Annotated in this window: 19 protein-coding genes; 9 read left to right on the top strand and 10 right to left on the bottom strand. The window is 47.0% G+C overall.

Features of this window, described 5'->3' with window-relative positions; genetic code table 11:
- Positions 1-241: 241 nt before the first annotated feature.
- From INR79_RS04185 to INR79_RS04170, 4 genes are all read left to right on the top strand, one after another.
- The gene (locus INR79_RS04185; RefSeq protein WP_223096127.1) at positions 242-1,378 is read left to right on the top strand and encodes a methyltransferase; all 1,137 of its coding nucleotides are present in this window, start codon (positions 242-244) and stop codon (positions 1,376-1,378) included.
- 306 nt (positions 1,379-1,684) lie between these two features.
- Complete coding sequence (locus INR79_RS04180; protein ID WP_004403012.1) at positions 1,685-2,257, top strand: YajG family lipoprotein; 573 nt, start codon at positions 1,685-1,687, stop codon at positions 2,255-2,257.
- Entirely contained in the window at positions 2,257-2,799 is a 543-nt protein-coding gene (locus INR79_RS04175) for a peptidylprolyl isomerase (RefSeq protein ID WP_022549856.1), read from the top strand. Before INR79_RS04180 ends, INR79_RS04175 begins: the two co-directional genes overlap by 1 nt.
- Positions 2,800-2,860: 61 nt before the next feature.
- Positions 2,861-4,240, top strand: a complete 1,380-nt coding sequence (locus INR79_RS04170; protein ID WP_022591697.1) for an AmpG family muropeptide MFS transporter — start codon at positions 2,861-2,863, stop codon at positions 4,238-4,240.
- Between the two features lie 88 nt (positions 4,241-4,328).
- Here INR79_RS04170 and INR79_RS04165 read toward each other — a convergent pair whose 3' ends face one another.
- The 3 genes from INR79_RS04165 to INR79_RS04155 form a co-directional block, all read right to left on the bottom strand.
- Positions 4,329-5,012, bottom strand: a complete 684-nt coding sequence (locus tag INR79_RS04165) for a ChrR family anti-sigma-E factor (RefSeq protein ID WP_223096126.1) — start codon at positions 5,010-5,012, stop codon at positions 4,329-4,331.
- Positions 5,009-5,542: a sigma-70 family RNA polymerase sigma factor gene (locus tag INR79_RS04160; protein ID WP_045961902.1), complete on the bottom strand. Its 534-nt coding sequence runs from the start codon at positions 5,540-5,542 to the stop codon at positions 5,009-5,011. The genes INR79_RS04165 and INR79_RS04160 overlap by 4 nt, the downstream gene beginning before the upstream one ends.
- Positions 5,543-5,709: 167 nt before the next feature.
- Complete coding sequence (locus INR79_RS04155) at positions 5,710-6,285, bottom strand: LON peptidase substrate-binding domain-containing protein (RefSeq protein WP_022612838.1); 576 nt, start codon at positions 6,283-6,285, stop codon at positions 5,710-5,712.
- Between the two features lie 378 nt (positions 6,286-6,663).
- Between INR79_RS04155 and INR79_RS04150 the strand changes: the two genes are divergently transcribed.
- The 3 genes from INR79_RS04150 (at position 6,664) to INR79_RS04140 (ending at position 9,073) form a co-directional block, all read left to right on the top strand.
- Positions 6,664-7,437 carry an outer membrane protein OmpK gene (locus INR79_RS04150; protein WP_004403006.1) on the top strand — a complete coding sequence of 258 codons (774 nt, stop codon included), beginning with the start codon at positions 6,664-6,666 and terminating at the stop codon, positions 7,435-7,437.
- A 149-nt stretch (positions 7,438-7,586) separates the two neighbouring features.
- Positions 7,587-8,480, top strand: coding sequence for a 2-dehydropantoate 2-reductase (panE, locus tag INR79_RS04145; protein ID WP_223096125.1), 894 nt, complete (start codon positions 7,587-7,589; stop codon positions 8,478-8,480).
- The gene (locus INR79_RS04140; protein ID WP_223096123.1) at positions 8,477-9,073 is read left to right on the top strand and encodes a DJ-1 family glyoxalase III; all 597 of its coding nucleotides are present in this window, start codon (positions 8,477-8,479) and stop codon (positions 9,071-9,073) included. The genes panE and INR79_RS04140 overlap by 4 nt, the downstream gene beginning before the upstream one ends.
- Positions 9,074-9,106: 33 nt before the next feature.
- Here the strand turns inward: INR79_RS04140 and csdE are convergent, their stop codons facing one another.
- The 4 genes from csdE to INR79_RS04120 form a co-directional block, all read right to left on the bottom strand.
- Complete coding sequence (gene csdE, locus INR79_RS04135) at positions 9,107-9,535, bottom strand: cysteine desulfurase sulfur acceptor subunit CsdE (RefSeq protein ID WP_004403000.1); 429 nt, start codon at positions 9,533-9,535, stop codon at positions 9,107-9,109.
- A gap of 123 nt (positions 9,536-9,658) precedes the next feature.
- Positions 9,659-10,474, bottom strand: a complete 816-nt coding sequence (tcdA, locus tag INR79_RS04130) for a tRNA cyclic N6-threonylcarbamoyladenosine(37) synthase TcdA (RefSeq protein ID WP_004402999.1) — start codon at positions 10,472-10,474, stop codon at positions 9,659-9,661.
- Between the two features lie 83 nt (positions 10,475-10,557).
- On the bottom strand, positions 10,558-11,661 hold the full coding sequence (gene mltA / locus INR79_RS04125; RefSeq protein ID WP_045961763.1) for a murein transglycosylase A: 1,104 nt from the start codon (positions 11,659-11,661) through the stop codon (positions 10,558-10,560).
- Positions 11,662-11,731: 70 nt separating this feature from the next.
- Positions 11,732-12,166 carry a DUF2850 domain-containing protein gene (locus tag INR79_RS04120; protein WP_004402997.1) on the bottom strand — a complete coding sequence of 145 codons (435 nt, stop codon included), beginning with the start codon at positions 12,164-12,166 and terminating at the stop codon, positions 11,732-11,734.
- A 239-nt stretch (positions 12,167-12,405) separates the two neighbouring features.
- On the opposite strand from INR79_RS04120, the gene argA reads away from it, so the two are divergent.
- Positions 12,406-13,743 carry an amino-acid N-acetyltransferase gene (gene argA / locus INR79_RS04115; RefSeq protein WP_022549847.1) on the top strand — a complete coding sequence of 446 codons (1,338 nt, stop codon included), beginning with the start codon at positions 12,406-12,408 and terminating at the stop codon, positions 13,741-13,743.
- Between the two features lie 326 nt (positions 13,744-14,069).
- Positions 14,070-14,270, top strand: a complete 201-nt coding sequence (locus INR79_RS04110) for an exonuclease V subunit gamma (RefSeq protein WP_153286226.1) — start codon at positions 14,070-14,072, stop codon at positions 14,268-14,270.
- Positions 14,271-14,326: 56 nt separating this feature from the next.
- Here the strand turns inward: INR79_RS04110 and recD are convergent, their stop codons facing one another.
- The 3 genes from recD to recC all read right to left on the bottom strand — a co-directional run bounded on the left by recD (position 14,327) and on the right by recC (position 23,709).
- Positions 14,327-16,396 (bottom strand): exodeoxyribonuclease V subunit alpha, encoded by a 2,070-nt coding sequence (recD, locus tag INR79_RS04105; RefSeq protein WP_223096121.1) that lies wholly within the window; start codon positions 16,394-16,396, stop codon positions 14,327-14,329.
- Positions 16,383-20,012 carry an exodeoxyribonuclease V subunit beta gene (gene recB, locus INR79_RS04100; RefSeq protein ID WP_223096119.1) on the bottom strand — a complete coding sequence of 1,210 codons (3,630 nt, stop codon included), beginning with the start codon at positions 20,010-20,012 and terminating at the stop codon, positions 16,383-16,385. The genes recD and recB overlap by 14 nt, the downstream gene beginning before the upstream one ends.
- Positions 20,013-20,247: 235 nt before the next feature.
- The gene (gene recC, locus INR79_RS04095; RefSeq protein WP_223096117.1) at positions 20,248-23,709 is read right to left on the bottom strand and encodes an exodeoxyribonuclease V subunit gamma; all 3,462 of its coding nucleotides are present in this window, start codon (positions 23,707-23,709) and stop codon (positions 20,248-20,250) included.
- Positions 23,710-23,962 lie beyond the last annotated feature (253 nt).

Genomic DNA, 23,962 nt, shown 5'->3' with positions numbered 1-23,962 from the left:
GGAATAAACACGATATATGACACAGCAATCGATAAAAAAGTGGCTTTGATCTGATTTTCTTGCAATTAAAGCCATCAAGCTTATCTCTTAGATCAGACCGAACATCTTTTATTAAGCTTTCTTAAAACACGATAAAAGAGAGCCGAAAAATAACTTACAAAGATAAGCAGCTAACTTCCGGTTGCTCGCGTACTGCGCTTTCTGCGACAATGCGCACTTAGCCCACTACCTACCTTATTCCATGAACACCGAGTTACAACTTCGAGGTCGAAAACTGACCTTACATCGCTTCCCCAAAAAAGCTCAAGAAACCCTACAAGCATGGAATGCCGGCGACGAATATCTCATCAACCATGTCGAGGATGAAATTCAGCTGGCAGAAGGCAGTAAAATTCTGATCTTAAATGATCATTTTGGCGCTTTGTCGTGTTGGTTTTCAGAAAAATACCAAGTCACCATGATGACAGATTCGTTCATCTCTCACCGTGGTGCTTTGAAGAATTTGCAACGTAACCAGTGTAATAAGATTGAGTTTTTAACGAGCTTAGAATCAATCCCAAGCGACGTTGATCTAGTTCTGATGCAAATTCCAAAAATCAACCGGTTTCTGACGTGGCAACTTAGCCAGTTAAAAGAAACTCTTCCCAAAAACTGCAAAGTCATTGCAGTCAATAAAGCAAAAGAGATTCATACCTCGACACTCAAATTATTTGAAAAGCATTTGGGGACGACAACGACATCGCTGGCATGGAAAAAGCACCGTCTGGTGTTTTCAACGTTAGATGCGGAGCAACCGCCAACGGTAGAGCCAGAAACAAGATGGAAAGTCGAAGGTGAGAACTTTGAACTGGTGAACCTCGCCAACGTTTACTCTGGAGAAGGGCTCGACTTGGGTGCTCGCTTCATGCTGGAACATATCCCTCAAGATAAGGATTTACGCCATATTGTCGATTTAGGATGTGGGAATGGCGTTCTGGCTGTAAAAGCGGGTCAACTTAATCCTCAGGCTCGCATTACCTGTGTGGATGAAAGTTACATGGCGGTGGAATCAGCAAAGCGCAATCTCACAGAAAACCTGGGAGAAGATCGCAATATCCAGTGTATCGCCAATAATTGCCTTGATGGTTTTAAAAAAGAGAGTACTTACTTAGTGTTATGTAATCCTCCGTTCCATCAACAACAAGCCATTACTGACCACATCGCATGGCAGATGTTCTGTGATGCAAAGCATGTTCTTAATAGCGGAGGGGATTTATTTGTTATTGGCAACCGTCACCTGGGCTACGATATAAAACTTGAACGTTTATTTGGAAAATCGCAGGTGAAGCTCGTCGCATCCAACAGTAAATTTGTTATATTACAAGCCACTAAGAAATAGGGTCTGTTGACCTTTCGAGCTGATTTTTGCAGCGAATTGTGGGTTCTTTATACAAGGCAGCGCTTATTCGGTGTAGTCGCTCTACATCAATAAGCGATAACGCAGTAGAAAGGAGCCACAAACGCTGCCCAAAGGGTTCGGCTATAAGCGTTTTACTCTTTGTTGCAAGGTATTTGCTTAGAGTGACTAGGCTAAAAACCTTGCGCCGCGATTAAAACGCTTATAGCTCGAACAAAATTTAACCGCGAAAGGTCAACAGACCCTAAAAAACCATCCTGCGAGATTGTTTAATTAAAGGAATTAGTCATGAGAAAATTGATACTTGCTGCATCTGTGATTTTGTTGGCAGCATGTGCTTCTCCTCAGAAAGAAGAGCAAATCAACCTCACGCCAACCCCTACCCTTAGCAGCGTTAAATTGGTCGATGGTCAGTCTTTCTCTTTAGAAAGCCGCGACATTCGTACCTCTCAATATGTTGCGCTGGTGAATAGCGGTCGTCGCTCTACACAACCAATCCATACCAAGCAAAACCTGCGTATTGCTATTGAAACCGCTGTATATCAACAGTTGGTGTCTCAGGGTTTTCAACTGGTCGCTAACAGCAACAACACACTAAGTCTGGAAGTTCAGGAAGCGCTGGTCAATGTATCCAATACGCTGATGGAAAACGAACTGGACGCCAAAGTGACCTTGCAGGTTACGGCTGAAACACCACGCGGTAAGCTGGTTAAGTCCTACAACGGTACTGCGAAAAAGACTGGCACTTTATCGGCATCCAATGAAGACATTGAACTTGTATTGAATGATGTTGTGGACTTGGTTCTGGCAGAAATTGCTAACGATAAAGAACTTCTTAATTACATGAAGGAGAGATTCTAATGCGCAGCCTGATTTTATCTTTGGTATGCCTTTTTTCATTACCAGCCTGGGCACAAAGCGTGGTCTTCGAAACCAACTTGGGTTCCTTTACAGTTGAATTGGATGAAGCCAAAGCCCCTGCCACGGTGAAAAACTTCCTTCGCTATGTAGAAGATGGAAGCTACGAAGGTTCTCAGTTCCATCGCGTTATTGCAGGATTTATGGCTCAGGGAGGCGGTTTTGACGCCAAGATGGGTCGTCTTCCAACCTATGCTCCCATCAAGAATGAAGCGAGTAACGGGCTTAAGAATGACGCCGCAACAATTGCGATGGCACGTACGTCCAATCCGGACTCTGCAACTCGTCAGTTCTTTATCAACCTACAAAACAACGACTTCTTAAACTACTCTGCTGCTAACCCTGGCTACGCGGTTTTTGGCAAGGTCACAAAAGGGTTTGAAGTGGTTCAGAAAATGGCAACTAAGCCAACCAAATCCATGGGACGCATGCAGGACATTCCTGTAGAGCCAATCGTGGTGAAAAAAGTCACACTACAAAAATAATAATTAAAAAAACGCTGGCTCCTCGCCAGCGTTTTCTTTTCTCTCTTACAAGGAGTGTTCTATGTCAAGCAACATGACCTGGCTTGAAACTATCCGTAGTTACTTCGACAAACGCTTGCTCTGGGTATTTATGTTGGGCTGCTCCAGCGGCTTTCCATGGGTGCTTATCGGCTCCAACATGTCTGGCTGGTTAAAAGATGCCGGATTAACTCGCGCAGCCATTGGCTACTTCGGTTCTATTTTCGCTGTCTACGCAATTAACTTTTTATGGGCACCTTTAGTCGACCGCGTAAAATTACCCGTTCTAAATGCACTGTTTGGTCAGCGCCGAAGCTGGATCTTACTTTGTCAGGTCGTCATTTTAATCTGCACGCTTGGCATAGCAGGTGTCGACCCCGCTAAAAATCTGATGATCACTTCAATGATCGCTTTTGGTATTGCCATTGCCTCGGCGACACAAGATATCGCTGTCGATGCTTACCGTATTGATACCTTTCCGAAATCCGAATCCAACAAACTTCCACAAGCCTCTGCGATGGCAGTTGTTGGCTGGTGGACGGGGTATTCATTACCGGGTTATCTCGCCTTTATTAATGCAGACAGTATTGGCTGGAATGGTGTGTTTTATGGAATGGCGGTGATTGTCGGCATTCTCATTCTATTTACCATTTTGGTTGGCGAACCGAAAACCGATCGTGAAAAGCTCCAGAAACAAGCCGAAGAGCGTCATTCACAACTTGTAGGTTCTCCTGTGGCTGCCTGGTTCACTGTAACCGTCGTTGAGCCGTTCTATGACTTCTTCCGTCGTAACGGTGTTCAGGTTGCTGTCACGCTGCTGTTGTTTGTTTTCCTGTTCAAGATTGGTGAAGCCTTCCTGGGTCGAATGTCCATCACCTTCTACAAAGAGGTAGGCTTTAGTAACGAGCAGATTGGTTACTACTCCAAGTTAATTGGATGGGGCTTCACTATCCTGTTCACCATTTTGGGCAGTATGGTCAATGTGAAGTTTGGCATTGTCCGCGGTCTGATGATCGGCGGTATCGCGATGGCGGCAAGTAACCTGATGTTTGCTTGGATTGCAAAAGCAGGTCCAAGCGAAACGCTGTTCTTTGCGACTATTGTGATTGATAACTTCACCACAGCATTCTCGACTGTCGCTTTTGTTTCGTTCCTAACGGCAATGACCGGGCAAGCCTTCTCTGCGACTCAATACGCGCTGTTGGCTTCTCTGGGTAACTTTGGCAGAACAACATTGGCTTCATTCAGCGGTGAGCTGGTTGACTTTCTGGACGACTGGACGACGTTCTTTATCATTACATCGTTGATGGTCATTCCAAGCCTGTTAATGCTTTATTCCCTAAGACATTACTTCGCAAGGCTTTTGGACAAGGCAAAGGAAGATGCCTATGAAGAAAGCTTAAAAGCGAAAGGACAGGAGTAACGCCCAGTTCAATGGTTACAGAAAGAGGCTCGAATGAGCCTCTTTTTCTTTCTTGGACTTTGTTTTTTTATGTATAGAGAAACAAAGATTAAGGAAATACACCGCGACCAAACAGGTTGAACACTCTTGCTACGCCTTGTGTGAAAATCATTGGCTCGGTTAACACAGTTAGGCACAGACAGTCCTGTCCTTCTGGAGTCTGGGGTGAATGTTTCACAGACGCATCCCGAGTCATAAAGTCACCTTCATCATAGTGACCATGCTCGTCTGTAAATCCGCCGTGTAGCACTAAAGTCGTTTCAATCCCTTTGTGAGTGTGTTGTGGCACCTGAACCCCTTCTTTTATATAAAGCAGATTCATTCTGGCACCTTCTTCTTCCAGTTCGACAGCAGCGCTGTAAACCTTTCCACCGTAACTTCGCCATTCACCAATACGAGTGATATGGTTTCGCAGTGCTTTGGGAAGAACAAATTTCTTGCCATTCAGCTCAATGTGGTGGTTTGCGGGCTGTTCTTTAACTTGTGTATCTGGCTTAAGTTGCTTCATGCCCATAATTGAAGACAACATATCTTCCATTTCCGGTAGGTCGGTGTCGGCTTCAGTTACATCAGCACTGAACATCTCTTGCGCCGCTTCCGCTTCCAGACGTTGAACCGTCTGTCTGGATTCGCTGGATGTTTCAAGATGAGCTGCCACCATGATTCCGTGGCATGGGTCTATTGTCCCATCGACGTAAGCTTTAAACATTTCTAAATCCGGGTGATAACTCATAGCGACTCCCCATTCATTGAATGGCGCAATTTCTCTACCGCCAGTCGCAAACGTGACTTCACGGTCCCCAACGGTATATCAAACATATCGGCCACCTGCTGGTGCGGCAGCTCGTCTAAATAAACAGCTTTAACCACGTCTTTCTGGCTTTGTGGTAACACGTCTAAAAAACGGACAACCTGTTCTTTCAACATGTTTTGTTCCGGCGAGTAATGGTCAACAAGATCCGGCGGACAGTAATCGCTCGCCCAAATATCTTCAGAGTGAACGTGTAAGTCTTTGCCTTTTTGCTTTCTGAGCAGGTCAAAACTTAAGTTTCTCGCGATAGTGTAGATCCAGGTCGACAAAGAACTTTTTGCTGGATCAAACAGGTGGCTTTTCTGCCATACCATCGCCATCGTATCCTGAATGATTTCGATAGCAACGTGCTCGTTACTCACGTGTTTGATGACAAAAGTTTTCAGTCTTGGTGAGAAGAACCGAAATACTTCAGCGTAAGCCTGTTTGTCGCCGTTTTGTATTTTAGCCATACAGGTAGACCAGTGTGCCCGATCTAACCCTGACGATTTGGTTTGTGTTCCGGAGCCTGCTTCTAGCGTCTTGCTCATGATCGTTCCTTACATCGAACTGGGTATATCCCTGATTGGATATTGTCCTTATTAAAGTGAGTATACGATGCAGCGGAAAAAAAGATCACTTATTTACTGTCTATGGCATCCGATAAAAAATCTAACGTGGCAATGCATGAATCTTGCGACACCAACAGATCGAATTTGGACTGATTGATAGGTAACAACTCGAGCCAGCGTTGACTCACCCATGTGGCATCATCAAAGAAGCACTGTTCGTAGAGCTTTTTCACTTGAGGAAACTGCTGATACACTTCCTGTAGTTGCTTGGCTACGTGCTCTGAACTCTCTCCGAAACTGTGAGTCTGCCAGTTTGGAAGGTGCTCAATTTCTCCCACTCTCAGACCATCATGTTCTGACCACACTCGTTTAACCCTGATACGCTGCTTACCGTACACAGTAATGCCCAATAAACCATCGTCTAGAGTTTCGAAATCGACGATTTCTACCAGAGTACCTATCTGAGAGATGTTATGTGGAGAAGCGTCGTTGCTGTCTGAGACCAAACAAATAACAAACCCCTCTCCGTTTTGACAACATTCTTTAACCAGACGTTTATATCTGGGCTCAAAAATCCTCAAGTTCATTTTGCCTTCTGGCAAAACAACCGAACTCAAGGGAAATATTTTAGTAATGAGTGACATGCTCGCTTCCTTATCTTTATGTTTTGGGTTTACGAGAACTTCCAATATCACGATCACCACTCTTTTCCATTTACCGCACAAATGCAGGCACCACGGATGTTTCAGCTAAGAAATATCTGCATTCCCAACTCTGTTGAAAGTAAGAACGAAAACGTTTTTCCCAAATTAACAATTTTGTCATTAAGAAAACGCTGATTAATATTGCACCTAATTGACAAAGTTAACAAATAAGATCAATTACATGATCAGAGTCACGAAATCGTTTTCTATTTTCATTTCTTTGCACTTCCAAATGAGAAGTAAATATATAGAATGCGCTGCATCGGATTTACAGATCATGGATTGAGATCGTTTCAATTCAACTAAGAGAGAAGAACCATGCGCAAGTCATTTTTAGCACTTAGCCTCGCGACAGCAGCGGTTGCTGTTCCAGCTCAAGCAGAATATCTATACGGATTCGGTGGCGTTTACCTTGATCACCAAAGCTGGGATCACGGACCACAGGCAATTGAAGGTGCTGCAAACCGCAACCAGTTTGTTCTGGGTATTGAAGGTGGTGCTGGTTTTAGCTGGGGTGAACTATACGGTTTCTACGATTACGAGAGCATCGAAAAGTCTGCAGAAGATCGCAAAGCATCTCTAAAAGGTCAGGCTCATGTTTATCTAGGTGAATCTGGCGCGAGTCTTTACGCGCAAGTGTACAACCACGATAACTCTGCACAAAGTGAGCAGAACCGTGTTCTGGGTGTTGGTTACACAAAACTGACTGGCGAAGACTGGTGGTTCAAACCTTGGGTAGGTGTTCATCAGGTAAATGCTTGGTCTAACTTTGGATCTGAGTTCCGTTACAACGGTAACAACGGTTACATGGCGGGCTGGTCTGCGGGCTACAACTTTGAAGCATTCGGTCAGAACTTTGCTTTAGTCAACTGGAACGAAATCGAATTTGATCGCGCAGAAGCTTACGCTGAAGACCAAGGCAGCAAAACCGGTCTGAACGGTGCAGCTATCCTTTTCTGGCACGTAACAGACAACTTCTCTACAGCTCTGACTTACCGTTACTTCCAGAACAAGCTGGGCGTGAAGAGCGAGTTTAACGACGGTCGTGATTACGGTGATGCTCTAATCTACCGCGTACAGTACAACTTCTAAATCGAAGTCCTGTAATTTAATAAGTGGCGCTTTTTAGCGCCATTTTTGTTCGAATATATATTCGAACTCAAAGAAACCCCGCCAGATATTGCATCTTTTCCTGCTCTCGCTATCCTTGCTGCAACTTTCTCTCTGTAAGGCATTTCAGTTTGAACATTACCATTCTTGGTCCTGGGGCTGTTGGTGCGTTGTGGGCAACGTCCCTGCACGATGCTGGGCATAATGTGTCTCTTTGGAGTCGCAGTTGCACTGCTGAAACACTGCACCTTGCCAAAGACAAACAGGCTCCTATCGAGTTTCGAAGCAACGACGATAACGATCTGGCAAACGCCGATCTCATCCTGATCACTGTCAAAGCCTGGCAGGTAGAAGAAGCAATTACCCCAATTCTGCCGAAACTGAACACCGACACCATTCTGCTATTTATGCACAATGGAATGGGGGCGGTTGACGCGATATCAGAGCGTATTAAAGATTTCCCTGTCGTGCTTGGCACCACAACGCAAGCCGCTTACAAGCCATCAGCGAATCAGGTTCAGCACACAGGTCACGGAGTGACTCAACTGGGTGGTATTAATGCCAAAGGCTGTCACTGTGACTTTTTAGCAGAAGTCCTCAATCACGCAATGCCAGAAGTAAGTTGGAACCCTGATATTCAACATGCCTTGTGGGACAAGCTCGCCATCAACTGTGCCATCAATCCATTGACCGCCATAGAACGGTGTTTGAACGGAGATCTGGCTCAGGAGCAATATCAGTCAACATTAGATGCCATAGTCAAAGAAGTGGCGGTTGTTATGAAGGCTGAGCAGCAAGAAGCGAACTATTCCGACCTTCGGGGCAAAGTCGATTTAGTCATAAATGCCACAGCGAAAAATCACTCTTCAATGCAACAAGATGTGTTTTATCAACGCAAGACTGAGATAGAATTTATAACGGGATACGTAGTCAGCAAAGCCAGACTGCACGGTATTCCGACCCCAGTAAACCAATCTTTACTGGATGAAATACAAAGAATCGAACAAAGCTGGAGTTCATCATGAGTTTTAAAGTACTGGTCCCGATCGCACCGGGCACAGAAGAAATGGAAGCGGTTACCATCATCGATATCATGGTGCGCGCTGGCTACGATGTGACGATTGCCAGCGTCGACCCTGAGGGCTCACTCACCATGAAAGCATCTCGAGGTGTTATTCTGACGGCGGACTGCAAATTAGTTGAAGTAGCGGATGAGCAGTTTGATGTGATCGCTTTACCAGGAGGCGTGCCCGGCTCAGAAACTTTCCGCGACAGTGTGCTTCTGATCGAGATGCTCAAGCAGCACATGTATGAAGGACGTTGGATGGCGGCAATATGTGCAGCTCCCGCCTTAGTCCTTCAAACACACGACTTGTACCCAGAAGCCATCATGACATGTCACCCTAGTTTTGAAAAACACATTCCAGAGGCACAGTGGCGAGTTAAGCGTGTTGTAACAGACGTTATACACAAGCTCATTACCAGCCAGGGGCCTGGCAGCGCATTGGAATTTGCGATGGAAATCGTCATTCGGCTTTCTGGTAAACCGCATGCCTGGAGTGTCGCTGAACCTATGATTCCGGTTCCACAACTTCATTTCCACGAAATGGGTAAGTAACGCCTAATCCATTTCAGGATAGAAAATAAAAGCTTAACGAGTAATGGTTTGAATGTGCTTAACAATGGCTTTCAGACCATTACCTCGGGAGGGGCTCAGGTGAGTAAACAAACCTGTCACTTCGAAGTAAGCGTCGATATCAAAACTCTGAATCTGCTCTGAGGTTTTGCCTTCGTAGGCAGCGAGCACTATCGCTATCAAACCACGTACAATTCGGGCATCAGAGTCGGCACAAAAATGCCACTGCTCACCCACCTTTTCTACGACAAACCAAACCTGGCTTTCACAACCAGAAATGGTCACAGTATCGGCTTTTAGGTCTTCCGGCATATCGGGCAGTTTCTTACCCCACTGAATGACCTGTCGGTAACGGTCTTCCCAGCTTTTAAAACCTTGCATGGTTTCAGCAATCTGCTCACTAGAAATGTCAGTACCAAATGGGGAAGAAGGGAAATTGCTCATTATTTTGATTAGGTTTTGAATATTAACTGGTAGGGATTATACCCACTTTCACCACCAGTTGCCCACGGATTACTGGCATAAAAAAGCCCAACATTTGTATCGGGCGACTTCAGATGGATTATCTTAAGACTTCTTCAGCCCGCGCTGAATCAGCTTCTCAACAACTCGCGATACGGCAACAAAGCCAAAGGTGGCGGTCACTACAGTTGCAGCACCAAAACCGCTGGCGCAGTCCATGCGTTTTGGTCCTTCCGCTGTCGATTTGGTGGCACACACACTGCCATCTGCTTGCGGGTACTTCAATTGTTCGGTTGAGAATACGCATTCAATACCAAACTTTCGCTGTGGATTCTTCGGGAAATTGTGGTGACGACGCAATGTGTCTTTGATTTTCTTTGCCAGTGGATCCTGAATGGTTTTGGTTAAGTCCGCGACCTGAATTTGCGTCGGATCTACCTGACCACCAGCACCGCCTGTCGTTACTACTTTGATTTTATTGCTGCGGCAGAACGCCAGCAAGGCAGCCTTTGCTTTGACACTGTCGATGGCATCCAGTACATAGTCAAAATCTTTGCTGATGTATTCTTTCAAGTTGTCCGGTGAGATAAAGTCGTCAATCAGATTAACCTTACATTCCGGGTTAATCAGCTTTACCCTCTCTGCCATCACTTCAATCTTGCTTTGACCAACCGTACCATTCAAGGCATGGATCTGACGGTTAATATTAGTGACACATACATCATCCATATCGATCAGGGTCAGCTCGCCGATCCCCGTTCTGGCTAATGCTTCTACCGCCCAAGAACCCACACCACCAATTCCAACGACACACACATGCGACGCCCTGAGGATCTCCACTTCGGAGTTTCCATATAACCGCCTTGTACCGCCAAATCGCTGATCGTACTGCTCGGATGCTGGAGGAAGGTTGTCTTGCATGATGTCGCCTTGTGCAAAATTGGGTTCAAAAAGAAAGAGTGCGATTTATACGCACTCTTCATCAAAAAGTCTAGCCTACACGTTTAATCGCGCTTTTCAGGTGGCAGTGCCCAAGGTGATTGCGTCGCGGATGCTTCTAAACCTAATTTCCAAACCCGACCAAAATGCTTGTAATGACCAGCCTGAGTTCCGGCTCTTGGTCCCATACCATGGTATAAGTCGAGATGGTTTTGTTTCACTGCACCGCCAGTATCCAAAACAATCAAAAGACGCAACTCATGCGCTCCACTGAATGTGCCATCGGCGTTCAAAAGCGGCACTTCTGCCAGAATGGGTGTGCCCATTGGAAAGAGTCTTCTGTCACCAGCGACCGAAGCCATAGGAAGCAGTGGGATGCCTGCCGTACCCGTTACTGGTGCTGCCTGTCTTGGTTCAAAGAAAACATAAGAGGTGTTTTGCTCAAGCAGTTCACGAACAACTTCTTCTTCCTGTGCGAGAACCCATTCTTTGATCGCTTTAAGAGACATTTTTTCTCGTGGAACCTGATTTCTCTCAATCAGCACCTTACCAATGCTGACGTATGGATGCCCGTTTTTCCCGCCATAGGCAAAGTATTCCAGAGTATCGTCGTCTTCAAAATGCACGAAACCACTGCCCTGCACTTCCATAATAAACGGGTCAATCATATTTGCCGCATAGCCAAGTTCAAGCCCCATTCCTTCAAGCGCACCACTGTTAATTTCGGCTCGTGTCGGGCATTGTTCTTCACAGGTAGGCATTTTGTAGACAGGGTATTTGAACGTGTCATTCGGCTGATGGCGCAATTCAATTACTGGAGAGAAGTAGCCGGTAAACAACACGTTGCCTTTGTCGTCACCACCACCAAGCTGCGCTGCCTGAATACCGTAATTAGCCAGTTCTTTTGGATCGCCACTGTTTAGTGTCCACGCCGATAGCTGCTCGTATAAAGGCTGGAAAGTTCGTGACATCGAAGGCGACTTCACGAGAACTTGCTCTGCCTGGGCGTTAAATGCCAGATAATTTCGAGGTTTGTTGGATTCGATTTGCTCGGTTTGATTGAGCGCAGAAGAGAATTCACCGTCGAGGTATTGTTGACCTCGCTCGGTTGGGGCGGCACAACCCACTAACGTTGCTACCGCACCAAAGCAAAGAAATTTTTTAAACACAAAAACATCCAGACATAAAGGTTTGTATCAGCATGGCAAAATATATCGCCATCAGCAATACACTCTCTGTCTAATTGCTTGGATTTAACACAACCGGCTGCGGATTAGTATTGAGGAAGATAGACTCGTAATGCTCCGGTTTAATGCGGCGCATTTTTTTGAATGTCTCTGAGATGATGATGAACTCATGCTTAGAGCCGCCACTGCTGAATTTGAGCTCATTGCCATTAAAACTGAAGTCCGATGCGATTAAGCGGCCGTCTCTGTACACCCCTTCCTGTTTAATGGTGTATGAGTCTCGCATATAGGGTGCGACATTCTGTTCGACCCAGTGTCCGTAGATGTGCTTTCGCAACTCTTTTTGCTCCGCATTGTACTGGTTAAGGACGTGATATAAGCCAACCCCAACCCCGACAACTAGCGTACCTAAGAGTAATCCCGCCTTCAGATAATAAGACATATCCTGACGACCTCCCTGCCAGAGCTTGCTCATTGCACTACTCATCACTTCTACTTCCTAAACAGTGTGTACAGATACCACGGCGAGCCCAAAAACTTTCACAGAAAGACCAACCAACGACGACATATTAGTCAGTCTAAACCATACCATACATATTTTACTCAACATATGGACTTTATTTGGCACAGTTCGAAAATTTTCATTGAACAAATCTCAAATAGGAGTCAATATACAAAAATAATTACTCATAAAATTAGCATATTTAGTCACGGACAGATTTTATAGTGAAAATAAGAAGCACAGCACTGGTAAAAGGATTCAGGCAATCCGCACCTTATGTCAATGCCCACCGTGGCAAAATCATGGTGGTCATGATCGGTGGTGAGGCATTTGAAGATCAGAACTTCGGTAACATAATTAGTGACATTGCCCTACTGCATAGTCTGGGGGTAAAAATTGTACTGGTTCATGGCGCACGACCTCAGATAAACCGCTTGCTGGACAAACAAGATCACCACACGCCATACCACAAAGGCATACGGGTGACAGACGAAGATGCACTCAGTGTCGCCATGCAAGCAGCAGGTCAGCTTCAACTCGCCATTACCGCCCGACTTTCTATGAGTTTAAACAATACCCCAATGGCAGGTACGCAACTTAATGTTGTGAGCGGAAATTTCATTGTTGCTCAACCTATTGGCGTAGATGATGGTATTGATTACTGCCACAGCGGGCGAATTCGCCGAATCGATACCGAAGGCATTTATCGGACTTTGCAGCAGGGTTCCATTGTGCTTCTTGGTCCTATCGGCTGCTCGGTTACTGGCGAAAGTTTTAACTTACTTTCTGAAGAAGTCGCCACACAGGTTGCCATCAAACTCAACGCCGACAAACTTATCGGATTCAGCTCAGAGCAGGGCATTATCGACGACAACGGCGACGTTATTGCTGAGCTGTTTCCTAAAGGTGCTCAAGAGATCCTTCAACAAAGATTGTCGAAAGAAGGTGACGAAAATGGACGTCGTGGTTCCATTCGCTTCCTGAAAGCTGCAATAGCCGCTTGCCGAGCTGGCGTGCCAAGAAGCCACTTAGTCAGTTATAAACTTGATGGCGCCATTTTGCAGGAATTGTTCTCGTTGGATGGTATCGGAACGCAAATCGTAATGGCCAGTGCGGAGCAGGTTCGAAGTGCTGACATTGATGACATCGGCGGTATCTTGGATTTGATTCGTCCACTTGAGGAACAGGGGATACTGGTTCGTCGCTCTCGCGAACAGCTTGAGCAAGAGATCCACCAGTTCACTATCATAGAAAAAGACGGAATGATCATCGGTTGCGCCGCGCTTTACCCTTATATTGAAGCTAAAACGGCTGAAATGGCGTGTGTTGCTATCCACCCAGATTATCGGGATGGCAACCGCGGAGTTCATCTGCTCAAGCACATCTACAATCAGGCTAAAACCCTAGGCTTAGAGAACTTATTTGTGCTTACTACAAGAAGTATCCATTGGTTCAGAGAGCAAGGATTCACCGAAGTTGGCATTGACGCGCTCCCGGGTGAAAAACAGGATTTATATAACTACCAAAGAAGATCGAAGATTTTACAGCTCAGAGTTGTTTAATAGAACCTCATACTAAAAAACTTCATTTATAAGCAACTGATTTATAATAGGTTGCTAAATTAACGATGAAATTGGTTAAATTTTGACTTTTCATCTGCAAAACTGCTGGTACAATCACCGCCGCTGGAGAGGGTCACCTTTTCCAGCGTTCAAATTCAGATGAGTGTTTCTTTACGAGTACAACGTCAGATCATTGAGAAACATTCACTGCCACACGGAGGTTCCCTCTAATTTAGGGTCAAATGCTAGGAAGCGAGAGTCCACAACTTGCGAGCATAAACTCAATGAGAACCATAATTTGCAACTCAGCCCAAAGCTTTTGGGATATGGCTGATAACCAATTTTTAGACGGCAGAGACGTTCATTGCGTGTTTCCAGTAAACAGCAGTATGAAGCGTTACATTATGTCGTATCAAAACCGCTGTAATATTAAGAACATTTCTTTTTCTGATGTCTTTAGCACCAAAATTGAAGAAGATGTTAGCACCAAAGATTTGTTCCGCTTTCTGGCTCTTAATGAAGCCTAATCGCGTTAAGATTTAAAATGCTTACCACGGACGGTGCCTTTCTCTACTTCACATACCTAACCCAATCGACTCGCTAACCCACTCGCTCTCAACGTTTTTACTTTCACTCCACGACTCATTACCGCACGATCCCCAAACAGATCTAATTGCTTCTTAGCACGCGTAATTCCGGTATAAATCAACTCGCGGGTAAGAATTGGGCTGTAATTGGGTGGCAACACCATGATCGTATGCTCGAACTCACTTCCCTGAGATTTGTGAATCGTCATCGCATATGCGGTTTCGTGTTCGGGAACTCGGCTTGGAAGTACGCCTTTCACCGTGCCATCCGGTAACTCAAAATATACCCTTAGTCTTGGCGTTTCTTCCGACTCGTCCAACATACACACGCCAATGTCACCGTTATACAGCCCTAAGCTGTGATCATTCCGAGTCACCATAACCGGACGTCCGGGATACCAAAGCTCATCCGTGGCAGGCAATTTTCCTTTCTTTCTCAAGAGTTGCTCAATGCGTGTATTTAACCCTGTTACACCAAAATCCCCTTCACGTATCGCGCAAAGCAATCGACATTGGGAAAACAGCTTCAAAACCTCTCTGGCTTTCAACGAAGGCGTTTCATCGTGGTTCAACGGTCTTGTGACAGCTTGGAGATAATTGTCGTAACCCTTGGCGGCCATATTTAACATCGTTTGGTAGACCGCTTTATCCAAGTCATGATGCGCGATGTCTTCAAACCCTTGGTTCCACACTTTTTCAACTTGGATCGGCTGCCCCGAATTTATGGCTTTCGCCAGTTGCCCAATGCCCGAACGAGCATCGAATCGATAGCTTTTTTGCAGCATACACAAGCAATCGACAATCGCTGGGGCTTGAGTGGATACGTGTTGTGCTATCGCCGAAAAACCAGTCAGTGCCGATATCTGCTGGCTTTGAGTCGCGCTCATATGTTGATCACTGAAATCACAGATGTCGCCCAGAACGGCCCCCGCCTCTACCGATGCGAGCTGGTCTTTATCGCCTAGCAGAATCAATCTTGCCTGCGGTGGCAAAGCTTGCACCAGTTTATGCATCATGGATAAGTCGACCATCGAGGCTTCATCGACCACCAGAATATCCAAATGAAGAGGGTTATCGCTGTGATGACGAAATTCTGCGCGCCCTGGAATTGCCCCCAGCAAGCGGTGAATGGTGCTGGACTCGGTAGGAATTCGCGCTCGGATTTCTGGTTCGACCGGCAGGGCATCAACCGCTTTACCAATCGATTCAGTCAAACGAGCCGCCGCCTTTCCGGTTGGCGCAACCAGTTTTATGGTGGGCTCTTCACCAATATCTGAACCTTGCTGAACCAACGCCGCCAAAAGTTTAGTCACTGTTGTAGTTTTACCAGTACCCGGTCCACCTGAAATCACCGCAAAGCGACGGGTCAATGCCACCGCTGCTGCCACTTTCTGCCAGTTCAAGCACGCCGACTGAGGCACCAAATCATTCAGAGCTTCCAAGTCGGTAACCTTATTCGCTTGGGTAATTACCTTATCTATCGCTTCCCAATTTAAGGAATTGGAATCCACCACATCCAAATGATCGCACACCCATTGTTGCCTCTGTACCTGCGAACTTTGATCGGCTTTTGTCACGGCACTGAATAGGTAGTGGTAACTGCGCGCAAACAGATGATCTAAAGTGGTTTTCAAGCGATTGATTTGATCGTTAGAAAGCGGGATCGGGCTCATCAGTTTTTTTAATGTCTGGCTAAGCGAGGTCTCATAGTGCCAATAGCGATGCAAATACAGATTCGCGCCATCAAGGATTAACGGTTTCGCCTCACCCGATTTTCCCACCAAAGAAGAAGCAAGCAATTCAGACTGCCAGTCAATACCCGAAAACTGGTTGCGAAGGGCTTCCGCTTGCTCACCATACAGCCCCAAACAGGTCACCAAATCGACTTTGTCCATTGGAATACAGATGTGCCCTTTGCCTAACTCAGCGCTGACCAACCCAGCCAGAAAAGGGATGTTCTCACCATTGTCTGGCTGCTGGGACGCAATAAACTGAGCAAACTGATAATCCAATTGCCTTACGATGCCTTGCTCGGTCAGTTGTTGTAATAATTTAAGCATCTGCATCTATCGCTTCTCCGTCGATAAGCTTGTCGAATTGTTCTAAGAAAGTTTGAGTCGGCTTGGCAGAAAATATGCCGTGTTCGGATTGCCCGTCAACACCACGGAGGAACAGGTAATAGACCCCACCAAAATGCTGATCGTAGTCGTAGTTGGCAAGGCGGCTTTTCAAGAAGCGGTGCAGAGCCAGTGCGTAGATCTGGTACTGTAAATCGTAGCGATGATCAGCCATGGCATTATTGAGGTTTTCGCCGTGATAGTCAGCGACGGTATCCCCAAGGTGGTTCGATTTCCAGTCCAATACGTAGTATTTACCCTGATGCTCAAACACCAAATCAATGAAGCCTTTGAGCATGCCTTTTAAGGTATGAAAGCCCAATTCTCCTGCTTGTTTAGATAAAGCATCGTGTTGGTGCGCCAACTGATTAAATGAAGGAGCGATCAATACATCAATCGGCAACAGAAATTCCATTTCCACCAACAACTGGCTTGGTAGCTTGCTGGAAAGGCGAAGCGATTCCCCATCCAAAGGCGTATTCAGCACTGTATCCACCAAGTGCTCCAACACGGGCTGCCATTCGGGTTCCAGTTGCTCCAGCTCTATTAGCTTCGAAATGATTTCTCGGTTGGTGTCACTGCCTGCTGGTTCGTTGAACACCACTTCTTCAAACAAGGTGTGTAAAAACGTACCGGGTTTGGCACCACGTGGGAAATTAAAAATACTGCGCTCCTGCTCTTCTAACAGGTGTTCGTCTTCTTCCGCAAATGAGTCAATATCAAAGCCCGCCACTTCGAAACTCGCATCGTGTGAACCGTGACCAGATTGCTTCACTAACCCAGAATAACTGCTGATACGCCAGAATCGGTCAATCTGCTGTTGCAGTTCATTCGCGGTGAGCGCTTGCGTTTCCTTAGCTGCTGCTGAATAGCCAGAATCTGGAAGTTCAGGGGGCGTCACTATATCCATGCAGTCAAACCCCGTCACCACTTGTGACAGACAAGATGCCAGCTCTTCGGGTAATTTAGCCTCGCCGTTTTGCACCAAATGCCCCATCGCACTTAAATGTAAGCCCGATGGTCCTTTGGTGGCTCGCCCTTTGCGTATCGGTGTCATACCAATAAAGCAGCCATAGACGGCGCGGGTCAGGGCTACGTAGATAAGACGAAGGTCTTCTGCTAAACGCTCTTTGTCTGCCAGAGCAATGGCGTCTGAATTATTGGTGATATCAAGGACTGTTTTATCCTGCTCTGCATCGTAATACTTGCCTTCACTGGCTTCGCGATAGCTGCTCACAAATGGCAGGAAAACCAAGTCGTATTCCAGGCCCTTGGATTTATGAATGGTGACGATTTGCACCAGATTTCTTTCGGATTCGAGGCGTTGAATCTGCTCATCGCTACCACCCGCCAAACCAGATTGCACATCGCTGATGGTGTCCGATAGCCAACGCAATAATCCATGATCGCTTTCCAAAGACAAACTCGCCTGCTGCAACAACTCACCAATGTGCAGCAAATCGGTGATCACTCGTTCACCTTCGTCTTCTTCCAGTAACCTCTCGGCAATGGCTCGCTTTGCCATCACGGAGCGAATCATGGGCATGACACCGCGCTGTTGCCACAGCTTGCGGTACTCCCGAAACTCGTTCACCGTGTTTTCCCACAGCATTTCGTCGTTATTCAGCGCGTCCAACTCTCGGGCATTCATCGCAAACAACGCCGACGCCAAGCACGCTCGCAGTGCTTTGTCCTGCTCTGGGGTCAGAACAGCTTGCAGTAGCCGCTGAACATCGGCGGCGACATGGCTGTCAAACACGCTGTCACGGTTCGACAGATACACACTGGCAATCCCTTGTTTTGCCAGAGCCTCTTTAATTCTCCGACCTTCCGCGCCCGTTCTCACCAAGACGGCAATATCGCCTGCCTGCACGGGATGCGACTGTCCGCCTTTTTCAAACCACGCTTGTTGGTTATCGGATGCGGTTAACACCGTCTGAATCTGGCTGGCGGTTGCCTCCGACATGACCGACAGGTAATCCCCTTTGGTCACTGGTTTGCCGGCTTCATCTTCATGAAGCCAGAACGTGACCGCTTTTTGTTGGTTGCCATGCAAAACCCAGTGACTACTTTGCGCCTTAGGGCTGAATTTAACAGGTAGGAAAGGAATGTCGTCGTCATACAAAAACGGGGCATCACAAAACTCAAACAACCGGTTGACCGATGTCACCACATCGGCACTCGAACGCCAGTTGGTGTCCAAGGTGTAGTGGTCGGTCACTTCATTTCGGGCTTTGATGTAAGTGAAAATATCGGCACCGCGAAACCCGTAGATTGCCTGCTTCGGGTCTCCAATCATAAAGAGCCCTTTCTCTGGCTGCCCGACATAAATCCGGCTAAAGATCTTGTATTGCAGCGGATCGGTATCCTGAAACTCGTCGATCATCGCGACGGGATACAGCGAGCGAATGCGCTCAGCCAGTAGATCCTCTTCGTCTAAATCTAATGCGGCAGAAAGTTGAGTCAGTAAGTCATCGAAAGAAAGCCAATTTTTTCTTTGCTTCGCCTTGGCGAGTAATACGCGACATTCTGAAATCGCATGCGCCAGAATTGGGTCTCGCAGCGAAACCGAATTAGTCAGAAACGCCTCTACAGCGTCAAAAACGGGATGGCAGGGTGGCGTCCCTTTCGGAGTTTTCTCGTTCAACGCTGCTTGGCTAAATCGCTCCAATTTGTCTGGAAAGGCGTAATCGACCGTTGGGCTCGCTGCCCAGGCATTCACCTGCTCAAGCCAGGTGGGCAGTGACTTTTTGGTGTAGCTGCGTTTGTTGATGTCGGAATTGGCGATCAGGTCATGGAAATCTGCTTGGGATTCAACCCACTTCGCTTTGAGCTCATCAATTCTGACCAGATTCTGCTGATGGAGATCGGCAATATTGGTAGACAGAGGGGCAACAGTAAGCTCAATGTTCGCACCAGTCAGATATCGAGAGACATCGGCAAGTAGCGCAGCAGGGGATGCCCAGATTTTGCAGATTTCCGCTGCCAGTTGAATCGGTAATGGGTAGAACTGTCTTCGCCAATAATCGGCTACCACCTGCGCTTTCAGTTGGGTTTCATCGGTCACAAACTCGTTATTAAAACGGCTGCCAGATTCAAAGGCATTTTGAGTCAGCATGCGTTGGCAAAAGCCATGAATCGTATAGATGGCGGCTTCGTCCATCTGGCGCTCAGCTTGAAGCAGGATCTTGGCGGCTTCTTTGTGATCAGAAATGGCATCCAACAAAGGGGCGATCACCGGGTCACTGCTGCGATTTTCTGGTGATGCATCCGCTCGGGAAAACGCCAGACGTGCATCATGGATACGCGCACGAATACGATCTCGAAGCTCAGCAGTCGCCGCTTCGGTAAAAGTCACTACCAGAATTTGATCGACGGTTAACGGACAAGGGTGTGAAGTGGCACCATTACCATGACCAAGAAGTAAACGAAGATACAAACCTGCAATGGTGAAAGTTTTACCGGTTCCCGCAGAGGCCTCAATGAGCCTAGCTCCGTGTAATGGGAAGTCCATCGGTGATAAAACCATCGCTTGCTGCAAATGGGTATCAGATTGGTGAGTCATAATTCGTCGATTCCGCCTAATAATTTGTGATCGAACACTTGTTTTGTAGCAATAAGTTGCTTTTAAAGATCAAAATAAAACAGGGTGAGATCTTCCTCACGGATAAGCCTAGAGCGCATGGGTACTATCCCCTCCACAGAATTAGTGGTCACCTCTGACCCTGTGGTCGCACAGCGAACACCCTACAAATTACAACGATTTGCTGGCGACCACCCTACACTTTCTCTTTTCTGTTTTACCTTTCTTCCGCATCATGAGTGGCTAACACTGCAGCTTGTAATACTAAACTCGCATTTAACCGGATCGCTTTTCCTAGATCGTCATCCCATGAAGACCAGATGCGTTGTATGTATCGGTCTGAACCTTCACCTGGGAACAAATAACCATCATTAAAAGCATCAGCCATTTTCTTGAACGCAGCTTCTTCATCATCAACCCACTCGCCCGCTTTATTGATGCATGCCTGAACACCTGCCAACGCGGTTTTGGGGAAGTAAGCCAGCGGCTGATTCATACCTTGATAAAACAGCCTCACCAGTTCTTGAAGCATCATCTTGGCTTGACTGGCATTGTCTTCAATTGAACCTGCCAGTGGTGAAATAACCCAATGCACCACGCCTTCTTTTTTGTCATAGCCAATGAGATGAGTTGGACTGCTTTGCCCCATGGCTGCCAAACAAAGGTGATCAATCCAGGCAGCTAACCAGTCCTGTGCACGAATTTTTCCGCTACGATAACGAAGTAAGCCAGACTGATAGCGCTGAGTTAGCCAGCCTGTAAGTTCACAAGGTTCTCCCTCTACACTCAGTTCAAGGCGAACTTCGCTGTCTTCCAACGGCTTTCCGGTTAACGGGTAAAGCACATTGACCATGGCGTCGGTCTGTTCCCGATTGGCAGCAAATTCGAGCTCGCCAAACGCTCCCACTGGCAATAAACCTTTGGCGCGTTGCTGCTCCATATAGCGATGCAATACGGGCTCTTCTGGCTCACCGTTTAAACGGCATTGGAGCAAAGTGTCGACCAGCTCGTCGCGCATCTTGTAGCTCTGCAATCCCCCCAAGGTAAACGGTTCGTCGTTTTCCATTGTTGCCGTCGGTGGTTCAAAGAAGACTTTCAGGCGACGATTAAAAAAGTACTGTACAGGCAGGCGCCAGAAGCGTTGGAGCTCAACAAGATCCAATTGATAAGGCGCCGTCATTTCAGTGAGGTAATCGTCCAATGGTTGCTCAAATGCCCCTGATCTTGCGCCGAGGCGATTTACGCTGGGCAGCCACTCTTTGGCGTAACTTTTGTCTTCTCCGCTAAATGCGTCTGGGCTGAACGGCACCATGGGGTGAATGTGAATGAGCGAGTCCAAAAGTTTGTCGCCTGAGGTATCCACCCCAAGAGACAGATCGTCTTCAAGACAGTAATTCTGGTGACAGTATTCGAGCAACTCAGAAACCAGCACAGAAGGCACTTTTTCTGTGTTGTCCTGAATGGATCGCCCGACATAACTGATATACAAAGACTGCTGCGCAGACAGTAAGGCTTCGAGGAACAGATAACGATCATCGTCACGGCGGGAACGGTCACCCGGTCTCGCTCTGTTGTTCATCAAGTCGAACCCTTCCGGCGGCATAGAACGCGGGTAAGCCCCGTCATTCATGCCAAGCAGACACACCAACTTAAACGGAATAGAACGCATCGGCATCAGGGTACAGAAGTTCACTTGCCCAGCCAGAAAACGCTGGCTGACTCGGGTGCCCGACAGTTTGTTGTGCAGGTATTGCTGCAATACCGTATGTGACAGTGTCTCTTGGTAGCCGGCATCGCTCAGTTGTTCAAGCAACTGCGACATCGTATCCCGAATCGACTTCAGTGCCATTTCTCCTTCCAGCTCCACGCTAAAGAAGGCGTCTAACATGTCGTTAATGATGCGATGCCAGTCCTGTGCGATTTGTGTGGCATTAAGCTGACGCTGGAATTGATTCAGGGTATCAACATAATGCGCCAGCTTCCCAGCCAGCTCTGCATCCATCCCCTGAACTTCATTGTAGGCGGCGATGGTGCGCTCACCCTCGAACAGACCCGCACTCTCTGGCATGGCGTAACCCAAGAGCATTCTCTGAATCCCAAACAGCCAAGTGTTTTGATTCAGTTGAGGCAGCTCAAACTGCCCAGCGGTTTGCTCGTCCAGCCCCCAGCGAACACCAATTTCTTCAATCCAGATTTTGGCGCGCTCGAACTGGTCTTCGTTTAACCCGAAACGCGCCATAATTGCGGGTACTTCAAGCAGCTCCAACATTTCAGAGGCTTGGAATCGGCTGTCTGGCAGCAGCATCAATTGCATGAAGGCATTCAGTACAGGGCTTTCTTCTTGTGCAGTTCGGTCTGAGATCGAATAGGGAATAAAGCGTTCACCTGGTGCGTTACCAAACACTGCCTGAATGGCTGGGCTGTACGCATTGATGTCCGCCACCATAACAATGATGTCGCGAGGTTTGAGGTTAGGATCGGCATCAAACATCGCGAGCAACTGGTCGTGTAGCACTTCCACTTCGCGCATCGGGCTATGGCAGGCGTGTACAGACAGAGACTTATCCCCTAGCTGAACCACTTGCTTGTGCTCGCTGGTCTCTAACTCGTCGTCTTTCTGATGTTCTTCTAAGTTAAGAATGTCTGCCTGAAGCTGATGCAGAATGCTGTCGCGGTCTACATCGACAAAGGCTTCCACTTCATGAGCTTCTAGTTGAGACAGCAAATACATGTTGTCTCGCCCTAGTTTTCCCATCGAAGCCAGTAGACTGTTGCCCACGACGTCGGTGTGCAGTTCATCAATCACATTATCTTCCACGTCGCCTTTGAGCTGCTCGGATACACCGTGTGCTTCTGAATGGTCTTGTTTCCACTCCACGTGCTTACGATGGCGAGCCGCCAGCTTGGCTAGGTACTTTCTGTCTCGCACTTCTCCCCAGTAGTATCGGCATGGGTTAGTGAACATCAGGTGGACATCAATGTGCTCGCCAAGTGCTTTAAGTGCGTCCATATAACGCGGAGGCAGTGATGAAATACCAAATACAAACAGGCGCTTTGGCAGCTCATCCAAATTTGGTGTTGTATGTGCCAGTGCGTCGATAAAGTGCTCGTAGAGGTTTGCCCTGTGATACGGCGACTGACCCAGCGACACGGTTTTGTCGTACAGCGCTTGCCATAAAATCGGCTGCCACGGGTGCTCTTCACCAATCTCAGATACCGCTTCACCGGACTCCCATGTGGCGATCCACTCAGGTCGATACACTAGATAGCCGTCAAAAATGTCGGCGATCTTTTCCGAAAGCTGGTAAAGCTTAGCGTGGTCTTCATCCCCTTCCAGATAACGGTTCAGCGCCGAGAAATCGGGCTTATCGAGCAGAGTTGGAAGAATGTCCATCAATTTCCACGTCATGGCTTCTTTGTTAAACGCACTGCGCGAAGGCACGTCTGGCAACACATGCGTAAAGCATTCCCAAATGAAAGTCGCTGGCAGGGGAAAATCGATGTTTGCTGCTACACCAAACTCTTTAGCCAGTTCCATTTTCAGCCATTGGGACATACCCGGGCTTTGTACCAGGATTTGTTCTGCTTCAAATGGGTTTTCTAATGGGGACAGTTTTATGAGCTCAACCAGCAAGGATTTAAGCAATTCAATCTGGTTGGAATGGTAGACAGTAAACACAAAGAGTCCGTCGGCGGTGTGGATATTAGTGCCTAGATTAGCATACAGGTTTGTTGTCGTAGAACTGAAAACGTCGCTCAGGCGTATTCCTGTCTGCCGTCGCACATTTTATGATCACAAGCTGCTATGAAACTAGAGTATTGCCAAACTTATGGAATATAAAAAACAGCTCAATTTTTCGACCATTTCCACATCATCAGACGCAAAATCGATGTGCTTTTCTGATGGATGAGATTTTGCATTTTTATGACGT

It is taken from the genome of Vibrio sp. SCSIO 43132 (assembly GCF_019904195.1).
GTDB lineage: Bacteria > Pseudomonadota > Gammaproteobacteria > Enterobacterales > Vibrionaceae > Vibrio > Vibrio nigripulchritudo.
Note: the sequence above shows the minus strand (reverse complement) of the source record. Positions and strands in the feature narration are given on the sequence as shown.